14 protein-coding genes and 2 pseudogenes are annotated in these 16,828 nt (G+C 56.1%); 3 read left to right on the top strand and 13 right to left on the bottom strand.

Annotated features, from left to right (window positions below; genetic code table 11):
* Positions 1-155 precede the first annotated feature (155 nt).
* The 3 genes and pseudogenes from JL015_RS28075 to JL015_RS11050 all read right to left on the bottom strand — a co-directional run.
* A pseudogene (locus tag JL015_RS28075) lies at positions 156-674 on the bottom strand (MCP four helix bundle domain-containing protein); the annotation flags it as partial.
* A 169-nt stretch (positions 675-843) separates the two neighbouring features.
* Positions 844-2,937 (bottom strand): hybrid sensor histidine kinase/response regulator, encoded by a 2,094-nt coding sequence (locus JL015_RS11055; protein WP_201018502.1) that lies wholly within the window; start codon positions 2,935-2,937, stop codon positions 844-846.
* A gap of 210 nt (positions 2,938-3,147) precedes the next feature.
* Positions 3,148-3,366 carry a DUF6434 domain-containing protein gene (locus tag JL015_RS11050; RefSeq protein WP_201018501.1) on the bottom strand — a complete coding sequence of 73 codons (219 nt, stop codon included), beginning with the start codon at positions 3,364-3,366 and terminating at the stop codon, positions 3,148-3,150.
* A gap of 105 nt (positions 3,367-3,471) precedes the next feature.
* Here JL015_RS11050 and JL015_RS11045 point away from each other — a divergent pair, with 105 nt between their 5' ends.
* The gene (locus JL015_RS11045) at positions 3,472-3,783 is read left to right on the top strand and encodes a DUF6966 domain-containing protein (RefSeq protein WP_201018500.1); all 312 of its coding nucleotides are present in this window, start codon (positions 3,472-3,474) and stop codon (positions 3,781-3,783) included.
* A 399-nt stretch (positions 3,784-4,182) separates the two neighbouring features.
* Positions 4,183-6,792 (top strand): ATP-binding protein, encoded by a 2,610-nt coding sequence (locus JL015_RS11040; RefSeq protein ID WP_201018499.1) that lies wholly within the window; start codon positions 4,183-4,185, stop codon positions 6,790-6,792.
* 253 nt (positions 6,793-7,045) lie between these two features.
* Here the strand turns inward: JL015_RS11040 and JL015_RS11035 are convergent, their stop codons facing one another.
* Positions 7,046-7,366, bottom strand: a complete 321-nt coding sequence (locus JL015_RS11035; protein WP_201018498.1) for a hypothetical protein — start codon at positions 7,364-7,366, stop codon at positions 7,046-7,048.
* Positions 7,367-7,385: 19 nt separating this feature from the next.
* Positions 7,386-7,913: a hypothetical protein gene (locus tag JL015_RS11030; protein WP_201018497.1), complete on the bottom strand. Its 528-nt coding sequence runs from the start codon at positions 7,911-7,913 to the stop codon at positions 7,386-7,388.
* 877 nt (positions 7,914-8,790) lie between these two features.
* Between JL015_RS11030 and JL015_RS11025 the strand changes: the two genes are divergently transcribed.
* Positions 8,791-9,030, top strand: coding sequence for a DUF6124 family protein (locus tag JL015_RS11025; protein ID WP_201018496.1), 240 nt, complete (start codon positions 8,791-8,793; stop codon positions 9,028-9,030).
* A 131-nt stretch (positions 9,031-9,161) separates the two neighbouring features.
* On the opposite strand, the gene JL015_RS11020 is transcribed toward JL015_RS11025, so the two are convergent.
* The 8 genes and pseudogenes from JL015_RS11020 to JL015_RS10985 form a co-directional block, all read right to left on the bottom strand.
* Positions 9,162-9,596 (bottom strand): GNAT family N-acetyltransferase, encoded by a 435-nt coding sequence (locus JL015_RS11020; protein ID WP_201018495.1) that lies wholly within the window; start codon positions 9,594-9,596, stop codon positions 9,162-9,164.
* Positions 9,597-9,751: 155 nt separating this feature from the next.
* Positions 9,752-10,087: a hypothetical protein gene (locus JL015_RS11015; RefSeq protein ID WP_200993291.1), complete on the bottom strand. Its 336-nt coding sequence runs from the start codon at positions 10,085-10,087 to the stop codon at positions 9,752-9,754.
* Between the two features lie 616 nt (positions 10,088-10,703).
* Positions 10,704-13,118 carry a TonB-dependent receptor gene (locus JL015_RS11010; RefSeq protein ID WP_201018494.1) on the bottom strand — a complete coding sequence of 805 codons (2,415 nt, stop codon included), beginning with the start codon at positions 13,116-13,118 and terminating at the stop codon, positions 10,704-10,706.
* 72 nt (positions 13,119-13,190) lie between these two features.
* Entirely contained in the window at positions 13,191-14,129 is a 939-nt protein-coding gene (locus tag JL015_RS11005; RefSeq protein ID WP_201018493.1) for a FecR domain-containing protein, read from the bottom strand.
* The gene (locus JL015_RS11000; protein WP_201018492.1) at positions 14,129-14,635 is read right to left on the bottom strand and encodes a sigma-70 family RNA polymerase sigma factor; all 507 of its coding nucleotides are present in this window, start codon (positions 14,633-14,635) and stop codon (positions 14,129-14,131) included. Before JL015_RS11000 ends, JL015_RS11005 begins: the two co-directional genes overlap by 1 nt.
* 280 nt (positions 14,636-14,915) lie before the next feature.
* The gene (locus JL015_RS10995; RefSeq protein WP_201004590.1) at positions 14,916-15,413 is read right to left on the bottom strand and encodes a heme-degrading domain-containing protein; all 498 of its coding nucleotides are present in this window, start codon (positions 15,411-15,413) and stop codon (positions 14,916-14,918) included.
* A 37-nt stretch (positions 15,414-15,450) separates the two neighbouring features.
* Positions 15,451-15,786, bottom strand: a pseudogene (locus tag JL015_RS10990) (helix-turn-helix domain-containing protein); the annotation flags it as partial.
* A gap of 71 nt (positions 15,787-15,857) precedes the next feature.
* Positions 15,858-16,826 carry an XdhC family protein gene (locus JL015_RS10985; RefSeq protein ID WP_201004592.1) on the bottom strand — a complete coding sequence of 323 codons (969 nt, stop codon included), beginning with the start codon at positions 16,824-16,826 and terminating at the stop codon, positions 15,858-15,860.
* Positions 16,827-16,828: the final 2 nt, after the last annotated feature.

Below are 16,828 nucleotides of genomic sequence, written 5' to 3'. Positions count from 1 at the left end.
TCGGCACCCAACGTGGACTTCACAGAACGAATGATCGTCGCAGACACCCCGATGCTGAGCAAAAGCGCCACCGCAGTCGCAATCACCATCAACAACATGAAGCCGCCCGCAGCAGCCTGCACGTTATCGAGCAGCCCCTTGATCTGCGCTTCTTCATGATCGATCAGCGCATTGATGCGCTTGAGCCATTCGCTGTAATCGGCAGACGTCTGGGCCAGCAACATGGCTTGCGCACCCGCCACGTCCTTGTTGCGGCGCAGCTCGATGACTTTGTCCGTAGAAGCCAGCGCCTTGCGCTCGATATCCTTGATGTCCTGCAACAGACGCTTCTCTTCGCTGGAGACGTTTTTCTTCTCGGCGAACAGACGGTCCATCGGCTCGGCGGAAACGTCATATTCCTTACGCAGACGCACGATCTCGTTCAGGTGCCGATTGAGGTCCTGGTCGTTGTTGACCAGCACGGCATCGCGCACGGAAATGGCGCGGTTGTGCACACTGCCACGAAAGTTGATTGCATAACGCTGGATCAGCGCCGAATTGTCGCTGACATACTTCAAGGTATCGTCAATGAAACCCACCCGCTGGATACCCACAGCGGTCACCAGCACCAACAAGGACAACACAGACGCAAAGCCCAATCCGATGCGCTTGGCCAATGAAACGGGTTTACTCATGACGCACCCCAGCGAGAGTGAAAGTTGGCAAATCGGATAGCCAATGGCTATCAACAAACGCAATCTACTCCCACCCAGGCTATGGGCACAATTGAATCTGGAGTTATTACTCCATAAATATTCTTAATGCAGAAAAAAGCATTGGCGACCTCCGGGGTCGCCAGAAAGATCAGTCATCCATGTTCAGCATTTCATGGATGCGGCTGGCAAAGGCTTCCATGGTGAACGGTTTGGTCAGCACCCACATGCCCGGCTCAAGATGGCCGTTGCCGATAATCGCGTTCTCGGCATAACCGGTGATGAACATCACCTTCAGGTCAGGCCGGATGATGCGTGCCGCGTCGGCCAGTTGACGGCCATTCATGCCACCGGGCAAGCCGACATCAGTGACCAGCAGGTCCACACGCATATCGGTGCTCAGCAGTTCCAGGGCCGTGGCCCCTTCCCCGGCTTCGATGGAAATATAGCCATGATCCTCGATGACTTCGCTGACCAGCATGCGAATGGTGGGTTCATCGTCAACGATCATGACCGTCTGCGTACACTCGGCACGGAGGATCTCCGCTGGCTCCGCATCAGGCAAATCCTGCGGCGTGCCGAGGTAATGCCGAGGCAGATAGAGGCACATGGTCGTGCCCTGATCCTTTTCCGAGTAGATCCGCACCTGGCCACCGGACTGGCGCACAAAGCCATACACCATCGAAAGCCCAAGCCCCGTGCCCTGCCCCAATGGCTTGGTGGTGAAAAACGGATCGAAGGCGCGATTGATGACTTCCGGCGACATCCCGGTCCCGGTGTCGCTCACGCACAGTGAAAGGTATTGCCCTGGCGGCAGGTCACGCGCCAGAGAGGCACGCTCGTCGATCCATTTGTTGGCTGTTTCAATGGTAATGCGCCCGCCTTCAGGCATGGCATCGCGCGCATTGATGCACAGGTTCAGCAGCGCATTTTCCAGTTGGGGCGCATCGATGAATGTCGACCACAACCCGACTGACGTCACGACTTCCACCGTGATGTGCGGCCCGACGGAGCGACGAATCAGCTCTTCCATACCAATCACCAACCGATTGATATCGACAGGCTTGGGATCAAGGGTCTGACGTCGCGAAAAGGCCAGCAAGCGATGAGTCAGCGAAGCGGCACGTTTGGAAGCATCCCGTGCAGCGGCAACATAGCGATCAATCTCGTTATAACGCCCCTGACTCAAGCGCGCTTTAAGCAACTCCAGCGAACCGGTAATGCCCGTCAGCAGATTATTGAAATCGTGAGCGATGCCACCCGTAAGCTGACCGACAGCCTCCATCTTCTGCGACTGCCGCAAGGCTTCTTCGGCCTGACTCAGACGAGCCTGCTCCTGAAGACGCTCACTCACGTCATAGGCAAACAGATAGGCACCGATCCGCTCGCCATCGACATTAAGCAGGTTGCTGTAGCGAATTTCATAGTGCCGGGTATCGTCCGCAGAATCGCAAAAACTGGTGACCTCGACAAACTCCTCCCCTGCCAGCGCCCGATCCCAGAAACCGCGAATGACCGCCTGGCTGTCAGGCCGATGCTTGAGCAACTCAAGCATGTTGTCGCCAACCTTGGGCGTGACACCGAACAGACGCTGAAACTCTCGCTCGGCAGAAGCGTTGATCGCCAGCCAGCGGTAATCGGGACCGATGACATGAATGAACGCATTGGTCCCGTTGACCACATCCGAGAGCACCTTACGCTCGGTAACCGCCTCGATGATGCGAGCTTCCAGCGTCTCGTTCAGTTGCCGCAAGGCCTCTTCGGCACGCTTGCGCTCGGTAATGTCCTGAAATAGCACCGCCACCTGGTTACGACTGGCCGGCTCGATACGAAAGGCCGTCAGCGCCAGATAACGCCCGGTCGCCACCAGCTCCCGCTCAAAGCGGATCGGCTCACCGGTGCGCAGCACCTTGCCATAGAACTCGACCCAGCCATCGGCCTCTTCGTGAACCATTTCACGAAGCTTCTGCCCGACGACATTGGGAATACCGGCATGAAAGGCATAGGCCGGGTTGGCCTCGATATGGATGTAGTCACTCAAAGGCCCGTGCGGACCATCGAAAAACTCAATGATGCAGAAACCTTCATCCATGGCATTGAACAGGAAACGGTAGCGCTCCTGAGAAGACGCCAACTCCAGCTCGGCTTTCTGCCTGTTGGTGCACAGCTGATCTTTAAGGCTCAGGTTTTCCTGTTCAAGCGCCTTCAACTGGCTTTTCAGGCTTTCAATATCGGTCGGAGTCAATGCTGCTGTACCTGGAGGTATTGATTACGCTGTTTCACATTCCGCAGAAATGCATGCACACGCTACGAGAAAAAACGGCTGCTGCCAAAAATTAGTGGCGCTTTGAAATCATTAGAGCACTGAGACCTCAGCAAATTCCATCGTAACCGGCTAAAAGAGCGCCAGATGACAAAAATATCCAAACAGGTGTACGAAAGGCAAAAGAATATCCTAACGAGGTAACCCCTGATGCCTGCGCAACCATTCATCTACCAGGTCGCCCATGGTCTTCGTGGTTCCATCGATGATCCAGGCCATGAAGGGTCGGTCGAATTTGAAATCAGGACCGCAATGCTCGGTCATGAAGCGGCGGACGTTCTGGGTATTTTTGTAAGTGGCGGTGACGGGAGTGGATTGGGTAATGGGGTCGGAGTGCCAGTTGAAGGGCATGGGGGCTGGCCTGTATGGATGATGGGGCGTTGTGTTCGAGGGTAATGAGTGAGACATAATCGTCGCGGTATTCCATGAACACAACAGGTTCAAGCGAGACTCAAAATGAGCACAAAAACCGAAGAGCTGATCAGTGTTCTGGACGAACTCATTGCCCTGCTGGAAAGCGACGGTGAAGAGCATTGGAGCCAATGGATGCGCGATGCCCGCGCCCGGTTGGCTGACTCTGATCTGTCAGGAATAACGAAACTGCGCTCGGCCTACGGCGGCATGGGTTCGTTCAACGATCTCATGTTGGGGCAGAGTTATCGCAATGGCGTTTTGTGCTGGAAGTCGGGGTATGGGGAGTTGAATCAGAGGTTTTACAGGTTGCGGGATGATGTTGCTCGGCTTTTGGGTGAGATTGATTGGGTGTAAGCCATGGGTTTTGTATAACAAAGCTGTTTTTACAAAGCCGGCTGGGGCGACTCTGTTGAAAGCAGTCGATCTCGGTTTTGATCCGCAAACAGTACGTGCCTGAGATTGAAATCTTGAATTGTCGCGGAGGATCGGGCTCAGCGCTCACGTAGCAGCATGCTAAAGAAGTCTTTTCATCGGCCAGCCCTTGAGCAGCTTGAGAGAACTGCCTTTTCCAACAGAATCGACCCATTGCTGTCGGTCAAACAATACCGCCCTGATGATGCTTGATAGTCGCTTTTCTGAGAGACTGAAATCCGCCCATGCCGAAAAGAGAGAGTCGCGCCACACCCTCTCTTTCGCCACCATCAATTTGAACCAGACCGCGGAAGAAGACTCTGTGGCCGTTGGGAGTTTCGTTTGCTTACTGTTCCCAAGGATCCAATCGGTGATGACCGCTTATCTCATGTGCTCAATGCCAGTGAGCGGCTGGCCAGTGCAGCATCGGTGGACGAGGTCGTCGCCGTTTTGAGGGACACGGCGCGCGCCACGGTAGGCGCTGAGGGCGTTGCGGTGGTCATTGAAAATGAAGGCCGCTGTTCTTATGTGGCTGAAGATGCGGTCTCTCCCCTTTGGCAAGGCCAGAGCTTCCCGATCGACCACTGTATTTCAGGCTGGGCGATGCGCCACCGCGAGACGGTTGCGATCAGTGACGTTCGGCTCGACCCGCGCATCCCGCAGGACGCTTACGCGCCGACCTTTGTCCGCAGCCTCGTGATGGTGCCCATCGGTAGACCTGTTCCGATCTCGGCGCTTGGCGCTTACTGGTCAGAGGTTCGGGATCACGACCCTGAGACGATCAAACGACTGGAAAGTCTGGCGCGACTGGCAACGATCGCTATTGAGAATGCGCGCCTGACCCAAGCTCGCAATCGCGGGGCAGCACTGGGGGCTACGCAGAACCGTATCCTGGAGCTGGCAGTAAAAGAAAGAGCCCTGAACGTCACGCTGGATGCGATCGTCCGCGAGGTGGAAACGCTATCCATGTCAGGTTTCCTGGGAAGCATCTTGCTCCTGAATGAGGACGGGAATCACCTGGAGCATTGCTCGGGGCCAAGCCTGCCCTACGCCTACAATGATGCTGTCGAAGGCATTGCCGTCGAGCCGAGCGCTGTAACGGCAGTAGCTGACATCACGAACGACCCAGGCTGGGCTGACTTCCGGGATATGGCCGTCGGGCAAGGTCTGCACGTCTGCTGGTCAATCCCGATCCGCTCGGCGCAAGCAACCCCGCTCGGCGCTTTCGTTCTTTACCACCATGAGCTGCGCGAGCCGTTGCCAGCGGATGTAGAAATCATCGACTTCGTGGCTCATACGATCGGGCTGATCGTTCATCGCACACGAGCGGATTCCGCGATCCGTATCAGCGAGTCGAGATTGCGCCTTGCCGTTGACCACGCCGATGTGGGTTTCTGGGACGTGGATTTCGTTAATGACAAGCTGGTTTGGCCGTCACAGACCAAAGCGATGTTCGGCATCTCGGCTGACGTGCCGGTCACGCTGCAAGACTTCTATGAGGGGCTGCACCCCGAAGATCGTGAAGCGACGATCGCAGCCTTCATGGCGGCAGCAGACCCAGAGCGTCGTGCGCTCTACGAAGTCGACTACCGCACGATTGGACGGGAGGACGGCATCGTCCGCTGGGTTGCGGCCAAGGGTCGGGGCGTGTTCGATAAGGCCGGTATCTGTTTGCGCGTGACCGGCACCGCAATCGAAATCACCGCCCGCAAGGCGGCCGAGGAGGAATTGAGGGAGCTCAATGACACCCTTGAAGGGCGAATTGCTCAGGCCATCACCGAACGGGAAGAAGTCCAGAAGGCGCTGCGCCAGAGCCAGAAGATGGAAGCGATGGGGCAGCTTACCGGCGGCGTCGCCCATGACTTCAATAACCTGCTCACCCCGATCGTTGGCACGCTCGACCTGCTCCAGCGACGAGGCGTAGGTGGCGAACGAGAGCAACGGCTCATCTCAGGCGCGATGCAATCGGCAGAACGTGCCAAGACACTCGTGCAGAGACTGCTTGCCTTCGCTCGCCGTCAGCCACTTCAGACGGTGCCGGTCGATGTGGCCAGACTGGTGAACGATATGGGCGATCTGGTTGCCAGCACGACAGGGCCGCAAATCAAGGTGGTCATCGATGCTCCGCAGAATCTGCCCGCTGCCATCGCAGATCAGAACCAGCTCGAGATGGCCCTTCTCAATCTCTCCGTAAACGCACGTGACGCAATGCTTCAGGGAGGAACGATGCGCATATCTGCCAGCACGTCGCTGGTCGGCAATGGGCACCGGTCAAAGCTTCCGCCAGGCGAGTACCTGTGTCTGTCTGTCGTGGACACTGGCATTGGCATGGACGCCGCAACCCTCTCCCGCGCAGTGGAGCCATTCTTTTCCACCAAGGGTGTCGGCAAAGGGACTGGTCTCGGTCTTTCGATGGTGCATGGGCTGGCATCACAGTTGAACGGAGCACTCACGATTCAGAGCTCGCCGGGTTTCGGGACGAATGTCGAGCTGTGGTTGCCGCGCAGTACGACCGAGCCGGCAGTGGCCTTGCGCATTGTCGAGGCGTCGGAACCGCGATTGACGCGCGGGATCGCGCTGTTGGTCGATGATGAAGAACTGGTACGCGCCAGCACCTCGTACATGCTGGCCGAGCTGGGCTACAGCGTGATCGAGGCCGCGTCAGGCGAAGAAGCCATGCAGTTGATGGCCCACGGGGAGCCATTTGATCTGCTCGTCACCGACCATCTCATGCCGGGCATCAATGGCACCGATCTGGCCAGAGTGGTTCAGCGCTCCAGGCCCGAGACCGCAATCCTGCTCGTCTCCGGCTATGCGGAACGTGAGGGCCTTGACCCAGACCTGCCGCGGCTCACCAAGCCGTTTCGCAAGAGCGAGCTAGCGGCAAGCCTTTCCCCACTCCGCGGCGAGTTCCCGGACGATGATGCTGAGGCCAGGGTCGTGGCGCCCTGATCTGTGTATGGGTATGGGTGGCAGTGCCAGTAATCGTCGGGTCGCGTCTTGCTGCCAACGACTGGTCTTCCGGCAACCTCTCGACTGTCGGAAGGCTGTTCTACCAAGTAATGGCGATCAGGGACTGTGTGGGAGGCAGCTTGCTGGCGACTTCAGTGTACAGGCGCAAAATATCTGCCGGTTTCAAGGCCTTTACCGATCTATAGCTACATCCTTTCGTTATCAGAGTTGGCCGAAGGCTCACACGGACAAGCTACAGTTTTTCGTACACCACCTCGAATTCTTCACCCAATTCCTCTTGGATAGATCTCAGTAATTTGGTGGCAGCCTCTTCAAATCTTGCGTAATCGTCTGTATTCCAAGGGCCGGGATCAGGTGGGTAATCCCAGTTCAGCGAGGTGTCATGCCACTGTGAAAGCTTGTTAAGCAGTGCTTGGACTTCGTCACTGAGTGGCAGCATCTCTTCAATAGGCCCTACAGAAAATTTATCAAGGGCAGTATCGTTTCCACACCAAAGGCAACCGCCGCCCCATTCAAACATTAAGCGAATACGATAGCGCTCCGCCCCCATCATTGAGCTCCTTTTTTACACATCAGCAGGGTAAAAATTCAATACTGAGGTCATCCAATTGGTTTCTCGCAGCCTCAATTTTACCGATGATGAGTTCGAGCGAGTGTTTGGAAAATTGGACAAGTTCATGCTCAAGCCCCCTCTTGCTAAATTTAATTTTGACTTGGGTGTACCCATCCTCATTGGTGTGCATCCAATTCGCATGAACAACCTTGTTGCGAAGGCTGCCACATTCCCGAAGATCTGACAGGAGCTGTGAGAACCAGGCAGGCTGATCGCCTCTGTTACGGAAAAAATCAGAAGTGAATCGCTCGAACAAATCCAGCTTAGTGGCATACATCATATTACCCACGACCAAGAGACCTTTTTGATCTGTTCGGTCAGAAATAAATCCGCATAAGATATTATCGATGTCCGCCTCAAGTGTATTAAACCAGAGGACAACCTCTCCGATTAGAGGCATCAACTCGTAGACATACTCATACGCATTATCTGTATCTCCGAGACCTTCAATAATCAGTTGGCCTACAGTTATGGTCTTTGTCCGCATGGGTGTCCGATTCTCTGAATTCATCCGTCGCATACAGTACCGTCTCAAGACTGACGTTACGAGGAGCATCAGGTCGACCAGCGCTGGCCAAATAGCCCATGACGGTCAGCTTAGGATCGCAAGCGGCCTGTCCGGGCATGGACGCCTCAAGCTAGGCCCAAGCAAGCCTCGTGACGGGCAATATAAAAACTCCTGAAGGGCAGCAATCGACTCAAAGCGGGCATTTGACAGTAAGTACTCGATAACTAACTTTTCACTGTGGCTCCAAGTCTGACCATAAACAACTGCGGCCAATGCCAGCCATTAACGTTCCGTAATCTTTAAATTTACAGACATTTACTTCAGCCTGACTCGTCCACGTCGCTTCGCATTCTTCGCACACCCACAGCAAATTTTTTGTAGAGCGAACCCGCATTGCTCGAACGTAACCTTGACCGCACCTTTGGCACTCAATCAGCATGTAAGAAATCTCTGACAGGACTTCGGTGCAGTCTAATCCGATTGACCGCTTTTGGCCGAAAGCTCTCATCAAGTGCTTACCAATTCAAGCTATGCGGCGTTGACACACGACTTTTCCCTTTCTCTCGAACGAAATTTCCTAGAAAATCCCACCCCCTTGCGCCTCCCCATTCAGGTCACTAATGTGCGCCGGTCGCTGCATCGCAGTGATCGGGTTTAGTAGCCCGGGTCGTTGGTCCGCATGGTGTCACCCTACCGTCAGTGAAATATTTCACTGCACTTGATGGTGGCTGTGCGTAGGGCATCTTCGGATGCGCCGGATCCTAACGCCCGGTCTACTAACCTTCGCACAGCCGCCGCCTTTATCGTTTAGTAGCGAGAACTGGCGGCATCCCCCATAGCGTTAGGAATCTCCAACATGCTCAATGCCGAACCCGCGTTACCCCTTGACCCACCTTCCCTTTCCAGCCCGAACACCACCCTTGAACAATCCCTGAGCTATGCCTCGGAACTGCTCAGTTGCGCTGCCGCCACAGCCTATGAAAGCAGTGACCATTTGAGTGGAACGCAACGACATCTGGCACTTTCCGTTATGCATCTGGTGGAAATGGCCAAGACCGTGGTTGATCGTTCTCTGAACGGGATTGAAGTGCGCTGAAATCAGGATATGGGTGGCTGCTTGCTGGCGACTTCAGTGTACAGGCGCAGAATATCTGCCGGTTTTGAGGCCTTTTCGCCAGCAAGCTGCCTCCCACACGTTTTGTGTGTGCCTTGACTGATCGGCATTAGTCATACGTTCTCATTATCCGATCGGGTAAACGAATACCGATCGATATCAGACCTGAGCTGCCAACCCTGGCTGTGCCAATAGTTGGCAGCCGTTGAATTGGTCTTGAAAACGTCGAGGTGACATTTAAGTATTCCGTGTTTCTCAAGACTCGAAAGACAGCGCTCTACCAAGGCATTTGCTATGCCTTGCCGCCGATACTGAGGAAGAACAACCAGATGCTGCAAATATCCTCTGCGGCCATCGTGTCCACACATGATGCAAGCGCAAAGAACGGTTCCGACTTCCGCAACAAAGCTCATCCCGGGATTTCGTTCTAAATACCTGGAGGTCGATTCACGAGAATCAGCATCACGCAAGGAGATGCCTGGAGTACGCCTCATGAGGTCGATGACCGCGTCGTAATCGTCCATGGTCATGACACGTATATTGAACATTGATTGGGCCGTCTTGTTAGCTGACTGGCCCGGCAGACTAGCAGAAGCCGCCTGGAAATTACTGCGCCGATTCGTGTAATCGAAGCGTAGCCCCCTCCCCAATCACCAGAAACAAAAAAGCCCGGCGAACCGGGCTTTCTAAAACCGAGTGCTGATTATTTAGCAGTTTTCAGCTTGATAACATCGCCGGATACGGTAGTGGTGTAGCCGTTCAGGACCCAGGCCCAGAACCACTTTTCCTGCACTTGGGTATTGATCAGTGCATCGCCACCTTTCGCCTGAATTGCAGAGTTTTGAGCGCGAACAAAACGATCGTTCTGACGAATAGGGATCAGGCCGAAAAGCATCAGGCCTGTAGCACTGGCTTCACTGTGACCGACGACGGTGTACTGGTTGCTATCGTATTGCTGAGTCTTCATAGCTGTGCCGGTGCAACCCGCCAGAACCAGACCACATGCTGCAGCAGCGATGACTTTACTAAAGGACTTCACGATGTTTCCCCATGATATATAACCCGAATCCAATTTTCGGGCGGCGCCACTTTACCCGAAGTGCTCAAACTTTTTGAAATTTTTTACACCTGCGTTTCACGAGCACACAGCGTTCTCGTATTGGTATATATACCGGCATCCGGTAGCTTCAAACTTCAGGCAGTCGGCTTCTTGCGACGGTTATTTTCCTACAGGACATGCGTGTGGCTTTTCTATCCATTGCAAGAAAGTGGGCATCGTATGCGCTGCTATTTTTCGGAGCATCCAGTGGACTGGTTTTTTTGCTTGACGCCCTGCTGCCGCCCGACGAGTACAGCGTCGAAAATGTCGTGCCGCGAACATTCCAGGACGGCAAAGTTGTATTTCTCATTCCTTACTCTGGTGGAGATATCGGCACGTGCGAGGTTAGTTCTGACGCACCTTCAACCTATCCGCTGGGTAGCAAGATTCTTGTCTCGAAAAGCCAGGTACTGGGCAGGTGCATACTCACACCACTCCCTGATGGATGGAAAGAACCTCCAATATGTTGCGATCTGCATTGACATAGCAAGGTAGCCTCAGCCGTATACTTTGAAGCTACCACTGCCAGCGTCATGTACCTGTGATTGCAGGGTTATCAAAACTCCAACTGCGCCGAAAAAGCCACAGTCCGCGGATCCCCCAGATAGCTGGTATTGAGCCAATACTTCTTGTCCGTCAGGTTGCTCACGTTCGCTCGCAGGGTCAGGCTGTTGTCGCCCAGCGGCAGGCGGTAGCGGGCTCCGGCGTCGAATGTGGTGAAGGCTGGCAAGGTGTAGTTGTTGGCCTCGTCGGCGTATTGCTTGCCGGTGTAGAACGCGCCGCCGGTCACGGCAAAGCCTGGTAGGGAGGCAATGTCGTATTCGGCATAGACCTTGGCCAGTTGTTTGGCCACGTTGATGGGCGAGTTGCCGTCGTTTGCCGAGGTGGAGCTCTTTTTCACTTCGGGGTCAAGCAGGGTAAGGCCGCTGACAAGCGTCAGTTGCGGGGTAACCTTGCCGGTCACGCTGAACTCCAGGCCATTGTTCTCCTGAAGGCCATCTGCAACGTAAAGACGAGCCGTGTTGCGGAAGGCGTTGGGCTTTTCGATGTTGAACAGCGCCAGCGTCACCAGCGTGTCGCCGAGGCTGGCCTTGGCTCCGATTTCGTATTGTTCGCTGATCTGCGGCGCCAGGGCGGTCCCGGCGTTGATTGCGTTGGCGGGTGCGACGCTGCCACTTTGCAAACCTTCAATGTAGGTGGCATAGGTGGTCAGCCAGGGCACTGGCTTGTAGATCAGCGACACACTGGGTGAGGTCAGGCTCTTGTCATATTCGGTCTTGCGCGGCGTGGTGGTCGTAGTGGCGAAGTTGTTGGTGTAGGCAATGATCTGGGTGTGGGTTGCACCGAGGATGGTCGACCACTGTTCGTTGAATGTGATGATGTCGCCGATCAACAGGTTGTGGGTGTCGCTGGTACTGGAGAGGTGCTGGGCACCATGACCAATCGAATAACCCGGCTTGCTCACCTGCGGCTGCTGGCTGAGCGATACGGCGGTGCCGGTCACCGAACTCTGTTGCTGGCTCGGGGTATGGTCGGTGTACATCAGGGTGCGCGCGGTATTGCCCTGATAACCCAGCGTCAACTTGTGGTCCAGCGGGCCGGTTGCAAACAACGAGTCGAGAAACAGATAGCCTGAGTACTCGCGGGTTTCCAGAGGGGCAAAAGCATACAGCGGCTGTGTATACACGCCTGGCGCATCGATCTGCGGGCCGGTGTAAGTGTATTCCTGGGTGTATTGCTGTGCGGCAAAAGCTGCACGCAGGCTGAACGTGTCGTTCAGGCGCCATTTGGCCCGCACGCCTGCTTTGTCGGTCTGGTTGTCGGAGAAGGCCCATTTCTGGCTGTACAGCTTGTCGGTATCCAGTGATGAAGCGCTTGGGCGATACGCTTCGTTGGCGAAGAACCAATAGCTGGTCAGGCCGCGAGTCTGGCTTTCCTTGTGAGAGGCGTCGAACTGGATCTGCAGGTCGTCGCTGACGTTCCAGTCCAGTGCCAGGCTGACCATCTGCCGACGACGCTTTTGAAGGTCGATTGCGGTTTCGCCATCCTGAGTCAGGACGTTGAGTCTGTACGCGAATTTGCCTTCGCTATCGATCGGGCCACCGAAGTCGCCGTGCAGGTAGTAGTTTTCGCCACCCGCATTGCCGAGTGTGACGCTGTTGTAGCGCTCATAGGTCGGCCGTTTGAGCACGTAGTTGGCCAACCCGCCGGGAGACGCCGGGCCATACAGGAAACCGGTGAGGCCGGTGACCACTTCCAGTTGCTCGGTGTCTTCGATGAAGTTGCCGCCATCGGCCAGTGTGCTGAAACGCAGGCCGTCGTTGGCGATGTTCAGGCTTGAAGAACCGCCGAAACCCCGAATGGTGATAGCACTGGCGTAGCCGGCGGTTTTCGGGGAGTAAAGCTGGGCGAAGGGATTACGTTTGAATACGTCGTCGGTCGAGGTGGCCTGCATGTTCTTGAGCAGCGCCTGGGAAGTCACGCTCATGGAGTAAGGCGTGTCCTGCAGTTTCATGCCGCCCAGAGCGCCGACATTACTGATGTTTTCACTCACATAGCCTGCGGCTTCAGAACCCTCGACCGTGGTGCGGGCGTTGATATCGACATTGGGCATCGTCAGCGTGCCGGCCTCGGTACTGACTTTAACCAATCCATAAACCCGATCGCCCAGTTGCACAGCCCCAAGCCCGGAACCCGCCAGCAGTTTGGCGAGGCCCTGCTCTGCGCTGTAATCGCCCTCCAATCCCGGTGAACTCAAGCCCTGAGCCAGCTCCGGGGCGAATTGCACGGTAATTTTCGCCTGCGAACTGAAACCGGCCAGCGCCTGGGACAGACTCGCGGCCTGAACGCTGTAATGCCGGGTCTCTCCGTCTGCCTGGGCACGCAGCGGCTGAGCGGCCAAAGCAAAGGTCAGCAATGACAGTGCGAGCGTGTTGCGTGTGGCCGCGCGCAGGATACGAGAATGGGTCATGGAGCAAAATGTCCTTTGGTGATTACAGATTCACTACTAAGGACGGACGCCGCAAAAAAACGGGCCAAAAAATCACGCTTTGCTCACCGTCACCCAATAACGGGTTCGATAACTCACCGTAACCGGAAGGGTGATCGGCAGCGCGGAGAGGATGGCGTCGCTGTTGTCGAGCTGGAAACCACCGCTGATACGCAAGGCTGATGCGCTTTCGTCACAGTGCAGCCGACCGGGGCGATAGCGGCTCAGTTCCTGAAGGAAATCGCGCAGCGGCAAGTTATCGGCCACCAGTTCGCCTTGCGTCCAGCGTGTAGCCAGCTCGCTGGCAGGACGTAAAGGGCCGAAGGCATCTGCGCTGAAAGACACTTGCTCGCCGGCCTCTACAACCTGTGACGCGGTGTGCGCAGGCGTTGCCCGAACCCGGCCTTGCAAAACCGCCAGCTGTGTAGTGCCACTGAGCTGGCGCACACTGAAGCGCGTCCCCAAAGGCTCCATGAGCCCTTGTTCACTGGCCACTCGCAAAGGACGTCGAGCAGCGTCAATGCCGGTGCTGATCAATATCTCCCCACGCACCAGTCGGATCAGCCGCTGCCCGGCATCGAATTGCACGTCGATGGCACTGTCGGTGTTGAGGTCGACCACACTTCCGTCCGCGAGTGTCAGTTGCCGCCGTTCGCCTACGCGGGTGCGATAGTCAGCCATCCAGCCCTGCTCGGTGCCAAAGCGGTAGCCGAGGTAGCCAGCGGGTGCGATGGCAGCCAATACCAGCAGCGTCTTCAAGGCCTGACGTCGTTCGCGATTGAGGGTGCCCATGGCAAGCGCGGGCGGAAGGCCACCGAGCTGTTGTTGCACATGCTGCACGCGCTGCCAGGCGCGCTCATGCTCGGGATCGATAGCGCGCCATCGCGCGCAAGCTTGCTGTTGAGCCAGGCTCAGTGGCTGCTCATGCATCAGCACAAGCCAATGGGCGGCCTGACGTGCGACGTCACGACTGATCGGGGCCTGCGCGGACATTAAAACGCTACATCGCTCAGGATGCAGGCTTCAAAGGCAGTGGCCATATGGCGCTTGACTGTGCGCTCACCAATGCCCAACTGCCGGGCGATCTGCACATAGGTCAGGCCATCGATCTGTGCCAGTAGAAATACCGCACGCACGACGGGCTTCAAACGGTCGAGCAAGGCATCGAGCTGGAACAGGGTTTCGCGCATCTGCCATTGCTCTTCAGGCGACAGGGCAAAAGCCTCGGGCATTGTGGCGAGCATGTCGAGATAGGCCCGCTCCAGGGACTGGCGACGGAAATAGTCGCAAACCAGCCGCTGCCCCACCGTCGCCAGATAGGCCCGTGGGCGGTCCAGGGTCAGGGTTTCGCCGGTTCTACGCTGTGAAGTGAGGATGCGCAGGAAAGTATCCTGCGCCAGATCCGCCGCCTGGCTGGTGCAACCCAGACGACGATAAAGCCAGCCCGTCAGCCAGTTATTGTGCTCTGCATAGAGAAGCCCTATACGATCCTCGCCCACGACTTGCCTCCCGAAAGAAGCGGCGATAATAATTGATAATGATTCTCATATCAATGCAAGGCCGGAGCGTTTATCCAGACCGGCCTTCAGGAGCAAGCGCTCGACATACGCTGAGCAGATGGGATTTATTGACGACTCCATGTGAGTCACTGATGAATGTGTCACTTTGTGGGAGGCAGCTTGCTGGCGACTTCCCACACGTTTTGTTTGTGCCTGAACTGATCGGCATTAAACCAGCCACCCGTCCTGGTGCTGTGCTGCTTGAGCGCAACATTTCCGATCACGGTGTCAGTGCCACGTCCGCAAGCTCAACACCACACATCTCGGCAAGCGCCCTGACGACTAACGCATGGTCTTGCCTCTGAGGCAGGCCTGACACTGTCACGACGCCAATGAATCCAACACCCTCGACGTGCAGGGGAAAGCTGCCACCGTGGCATGCATAATCGGCGGGTGGAAGCCCCATGGAAGCCTCCAGCGAATGACCGTCTTCAAATGACAGGCCCACCCGATAAGAACTCTGCCCCATCAATTCCACCACATTGCGTTTACGGCGAGCCCAGTCAGCATTGCTCGAAGCCGTTCCGGGCATCGAGTAAAAAAACACGGTCTCGCGAGCGAGTCTGATTTCAATCGTAGTGCTTACCCCTGCTTCTTCGCACAGGGTCTTCAATCTGAGGCCAAGCTCCCATGCAGCCGCTTTGTCGAAGGCTTTAAGCCGGAGACGTTGTTCCTGAATGACGATACGTCGCAGGTCTTCCTGTTGCTCACTGTCCATAAACTCCGAGTCCTGCGTCTAAAGTGGTAGATCTGCTCTACTGCAACCGCATACGTTTGATATCACGCTGAGGAGGTTCACCAAACAGGCGACTGTACTCACGACTGAATTGAGAGGAGCTTTCATAGCCGACAAGTCCACCGGCGCTGCTGGCATCCACATTCTGGCTCAACATCATTTGCCGCGCCGCCTGGAGCCTGAGCTGCTTCTGATACTGCAATGGGCTCATGCCCGTAGCCGCCCGAAGGTGACTGGGTGAGCCGGCACTTACGATATGCAGCAATTGAAGGCTATGGGGCCCGTTCAACAGACGCACGACTATTTCCTCGACAATGAGCGGCGCGAGAGCGTTTATCAAACACGGATCGTCCAGCCAGGCGTGCACTACCAGTGACAGTGCAAACATCTTTGAAAGCTGAATTCATGATTTTCCCCGATGCGCCACTAGAGTACGTTTTTGCTGATCCCATTACTCACCCGAACGATATCGGACATGACCGCCAGCGCGATCTCGGCAGGTGTCTTGCTGCCCAGATTCAACCCGATGGGTGCATGGATGCGGTTGATACCCTCATCGTCCAGCCCTCCAATGCGCCTCACGCGCTCAAGACGTTTTTCGCTGGTTCGCCGCGAACCCATTGCCCCGATGTAAAATGCAGGCGTCCTTACTGCCTCCATCAGCGTCAGGTCATCCAGACGAGGATCGTGGGTCAACGCGACGACAGCCGTTGATGCGTGACAGCCGCCTTGAGCGATGTAGGTCGCTGGCAGCATTTCAAACAGTGCGACACCTGGCATCCGGAAAGTCGATATCACTTCGGCACGCGGATCACACACGATGACCTCGTAGCCCAACGCAACCGCGAAACTGGCACAAAACTCAGCCACGGGTGACAAACCTGCGATCAAAAGCCGTCGAACGGCCCCGACCCTCAACCGCACTTGCCCAGGCTCAACGGTGACCGGCGCGCACTCCATGTCAGCGTTTTCCATGTAGGCATCGCGCGTCCCCAGAATGACACGACGCACGATTAACTGACGTCCATGCAGAGCCTGTTCAAGCCTCGCGAAATACTCACGCCTGGAGCAGTCAGCCTCGAAATACTCAACGAGAACATCAAGCACGCCGCCACACGGCAACTGCAGGTTTGGAGTAAACCCGCCCTCCCCGTATCGAATGATCTGGCTGTGAGGCTCGAACTCGTGGCGACCCAGTCGCTCCAGAAAGTCTTCCTCCACACACCCGCCTGACAGTGAACCGCAGGACCCTCCTTGCGCCAGCGCCACAAGCATGGCGCCCGGCCCACGAGGCGCAGACCCAAACGTTGAGAGGACAGTACACAGCCACACACCCTGGCCTTGTTCCAGCCAAGTCGATGCCTGTTGAACAACCTGAAGATCTAGACTGTTCATGG

The sequence above is a fragment of the Pseudomonas cichorii genome (assembly GCF_015471405.1).
In the GTDB taxonomy this organism is placed as follows: domain Bacteria; phylum Pseudomonadota; class Gammaproteobacteria; order Pseudomonadales; family Pseudomonadaceae; genus Aquipseudomonas; species Aquipseudomonas serbiensis.
This window is presented reverse-complemented; position numbering and strand designations above follow the sequence as displayed.